Source organism: Hydrogenophaga sp. (assembly GCF_041633695.1).
GTDB lineage: Bacteria > Pseudomonadota > Gammaproteobacteria > Burkholderiales > Burkholderiaceae_C > Hydrogenophaga.
Genome location: NZ_JBFJMY010000430.1, coordinates 1 through 3,523 on the forward strand (window position 1 = coordinate 1; position 3,523 = coordinate 3,523).

General features: G+C 63.7%; 4 protein-coding genes and 1 tRNA gene. All 5 read right to left on the reverse strand.

Features of this window, described 5'->3' with window-relative positions:
- Nucleotides 1–739: 739 nt before the first annotated feature.
- Nucleotides 740–827, reverse strand: a tRNA-Ser gene (locus ABYB95_RS19500).
- A gap of 68 nt (nt 828–895) precedes the next feature.
- Complete coding sequence (locus ABYB95_RS19505; RefSeq protein WP_372660688.1) at nt 896–1,267, reverse strand: 6-carboxytetrahydropterin synthase; 372 nt, start codon at nt 1,265–1,267, stop codon at nt 896–898.
- Between the two features lie 79 nt (nt 1,268–1,346).
- Nucleotides 1,347–1,985: a 7-carboxy-7-deazaguanine synthase gene (gene queE / locus ABYB95_RS19510; RefSeq protein ID WP_372660691.1), complete on the reverse strand. Its 639-nt coding sequence runs from the start codon at nt 1,983–1,985 to the stop codon at nt 1,347–1,349.
- Between the two features lie 50 nt (nt 1,986–2,035).
- Entirely contained in the window at nt 2,036–2,689 is a 654-nt protein-coding gene (gene ureG, locus ABYB95_RS19515; protein WP_372660694.1) for an urease accessory protein UreG, read from the reverse strand.
- Nucleotides 2,686–3,408, reverse strand: coding sequence for an urease accessory protein UreF (locus ABYB95_RS19520; protein ID WP_372660697.1), 723 nt, complete (start codon nt 3,406–3,408; stop codon nt 2,686–2,688). Before ABYB95_RS19520 ends, ureG begins: the two co-directional genes overlap by 4 nt.
- Nucleotides 3,409–3,523 lie beyond the last annotated feature (115 nt).

A 3,523-nucleotide genomic window follows, 5' to 3' on the forward strand; every position in this document is an offset into this window, starting at 1 on the left:
CACGCACGCTGATGTCATATGCGGCCATAGGCGGCCTCTCCTATCCCTGTTTAGTTTCATTATGGAGCACTCGATGGTGATTGACGCCCGCGTAGCCCGGGAGAGGTCGTTTACGGTCCATCCGGTCGGCACGCGCGGCCGATTGCCCTAGCTGAACGAGACTGCATCTTATGTGACTGCGTCCTACGCTCCAGATTGTTGTGTTTGCTGGGTAGGTGGCGTCGTCACCGTCACGGCAAAGACAGCCACCGATACCTCCTTGTCATTACCCCCAAGTCCTCCTGCCTAATCCACCGCAGATGTGTTGTGAACCGGCCAATCAGTTGCTTGTCCATGGAACAAAAGACCCTCGGATCAACCACGAACAGATGCCGGTGGTTGCGCAACTCTCATTAGTTAAACCAGAGTTAATGGCAGCTTTGGCGAAAAATGACCGGACGCTACGGGTCGATAGCGCCAGTCCATTCTTGGCGTGAGCAGTCGTTCAGGTGGCTGGCTTCGACCGGCCTATGGCAAAAGTGATCTCAGACTCTATGGCCCATGCACAGACCACGGTGGCCGATCGGTGAGCGAATGCGACTTGGCGAACGGTTGACGGCGTAACCGACCGCTGAGGCATAGCCCAAACAAAAAGCCAGCGATCACAAGACGGCTGGCTTTTCTTTTTGCGATGCCACGTGGGTTGAAACGTGGGCTGAAATACTGGATCGGGCTGTAAGACCCATAGGGCCTAGCATCTTGGCGGAGACTGTGAGATTCGAACTCACGGACCCTTGCGGGTCGGCAGTTTTCAAGACTGCTGGTTTAAACCACTCACCCAAGTCTCCGGATGCGGTTTTGCAAGCCTGCATTCTATCTGGCCTGGGGCGTGGGATGCGGCTGCGCGGTGGTTGGCTTATGCCGTGGTCAGCTTCAGGGTGCAGGCGTCGCCCAGGGATTCGCGCCACACGCGCACCTGGCTGACCGGGGGTTGCAGGTCGGTCAGCTGGTGGGCGATGAACAGGCACAGGTTTTCCAGCGTGGGGCGGTCCAGTTGCGGTACTTCGTCGAGCAGGTGGTGGTCGAGCTGCAGGCGCACGGTTTCCAGGCGCTGGCGCAGCAAGCCCAGGTCGAGCACCATGCCAGTGGCCGGGTCGCGTGGGCCGGTCACGCTCACTTCGGCATGGTAGGTGTGGCCGTGGATGCGGCGGCTGCCCTCGGCTTCCAGGGTGCGCTGGAGGGTGTGGGCGGCGTCGAAGAAGAAGCGCTGGCTGATGGTGAGCTGCATGGCAGGAGGTGGCACCGATGAAGAGGTGCAATAGGGAAGAGAGTCGGCGAGGAAGGCCGGCAGTGCGCCAGCGCTGGGGTCAGCGGATGCCGCTGATTTTGTGCGTTTGCAGGCTCAGGCGCCAGTGCGGCTGGCGCAGGCAGGTGTCTATGCACAAGGCGGTGTTGCGGGCTTGCTCGGGGCCGTCCATGGGTTGCAGAAAGCGGTGGCTGAATTGGCCGGTGTGGGCCAGGGTGTCCAGGTCCATGCCGGTCTGGGGCCAGACGAGTTTGAGTTCTTGCCCCGTTTGCTGGATCCAGGGCGCGCCGGCTTTGGGGCTGACGCACAGCCAGTCTATGCCTTCGGGCGCGGTCAGGGTGCCATTGGTTTCCACCGCGATGCGAAAGCCGCGTGCATGCAGGGCGGTCACCAGGGCGGTGTCGATTTGCAGCAGGGGCTCGCCACCGGTGAGCACGGTGAGGCGGTTCTGGGCCACGCCGGTGGGCCATTGGGCTTCAATGTGGTCGGCCAGGGCGTTCGCGTCGGGGTATTTGCCGCCCAGTGTGCCGTCGGTACCGACAAACTCGGTGTCACAGAACCGGCAGATGGCGCTGGCGCGGTCGCTTTCGCGCCCGCTCCAGAGGTTGCAGCCGGCAAAGCGGCAGAACACAGCGGGGCTGCCTGCCTGCGCACCTTCGCCTTGCAAGGTGTAGAAAATTTCTTTGACGCTGTAAGCCATGGAGAGAGACGGACCGGGTATGCCCGGCCGTGCGGGTGCAAACGCCGATTTTAGGCGGTGAGCATGCCGCGCGTCTCGATGAAGGCCACCACCTCGGCCAGCCCGGTGAGGGTTTTGAGGTTGGTCATGACCCAGGGGCGGCGTTCGCTGTCCGGGCGCATGCGCGCGGTGTCGGCCTTCATCACCTCCAGGTCGGCGCCGACGTGGGGCGCGAGGTCGGTCTTGTTGATGACGAAGAGGTCGCTCTTGGTGATGCCGGGGCCGCCTTTGCGCGGGATTTTTTCGCCCGCTGCGACGTCGATCACGTAGATGGTGAGGTCGCTCAGTTCTGGGCTGAAGGTGGCGGCCAGGTTGTCGCCACCCGATTCGATGAACACCACGTCGGCGTTGGGGAACTCGCCCAGCATGCGGTCGATGGCCTCGAGGTTGATGGAGGCGTCTTCGCGGATCGCGGTGTGCGGGCAACCGCCGGTTTCCACGCCCATGATGCGCTCGGCCGGCAGCGCACCGCTGACCGTGAGGATGCGCTGGTCTTCCTTGGTGTAGATGTCGTTGGTGATGGCGATCAGGTCGTAGCGCTCGCGCATGGCCTTGCACAACATCTCCAACAGAGTGGTCTTGCCCGAGCCGACAGGGCCGCCGATGCCCACGCGCAGGGGGGGCAGTTTTTTGGTGCGGTTGGGGATGTGGTGGAGCGAAGTCATGATCTGAACAACCTTGAATATTGGGTTTCGTGCCGTGCCGAGAGAATGGCCAGCATGGGCGTGAAGGCCTGGCGCGTGTCGTCGGTCAGGGACTGGGCGTGTGTTACCGCAGCGGGAATGGCCTGCGCCAGGCGGGCCAGCATGCGCTGGCCCGCGCTTTGTCCCAGCGGCACCGATTTGATGGCGGCCTGCACCATGTTCTCGCTCCAGCCAAAGGCATAACCCATGAGGCAGTCGCGCACACTGGCGTCGCTGTGGGCGGCCGCGCAGGCGCTGGCCAGCGGGTAGGTGGGTGGCTCCAGCCCGGCGCTTTGCAGGCGCTCGAACACCCCTGTGCCCAGTGGCCCCAGGTTGCGCGCCCACTCCAGCATGGAGCGGCCCATTTGTTCGGTCTGCAGGCGAAATTCTTGTGTTTCCCGGGTGTGCAACACCCAGTGGTTGAGCGCGCGGATGCGGGCCATGTCGCCACACCGCCAGGCGGGAATGGCTTGCGCCACCACGGCGAGGTCGGCGCGCGCCAGCCCAAGCTGGAGCTGATCGGTCAGCCATTCGGTGGCGCTGGTCTCGTCGCTCACCCAATCGGCATCCACCGCCGCTTCCAGGCCTTCGGAATACGAGAAGCCGCCCACTGGTAAGGCGGGAGAGGCCAGCCAGAGGATTTGCAGCAGGCCGGGGACCGAATCCGTCGGCGTGGGTGCGCCGGGTTCAGCCGTGTTCATGGCCGGGCAGGTGCGGCTCGTGGCCGTGGTGGTGTTCGGCGCCGTGTTCATGGCCATGATCGTGATCGGCGTGCTTGTGCCCGTGTCCGCTGGCGTGCGAGGCGTAGGCGCCGCC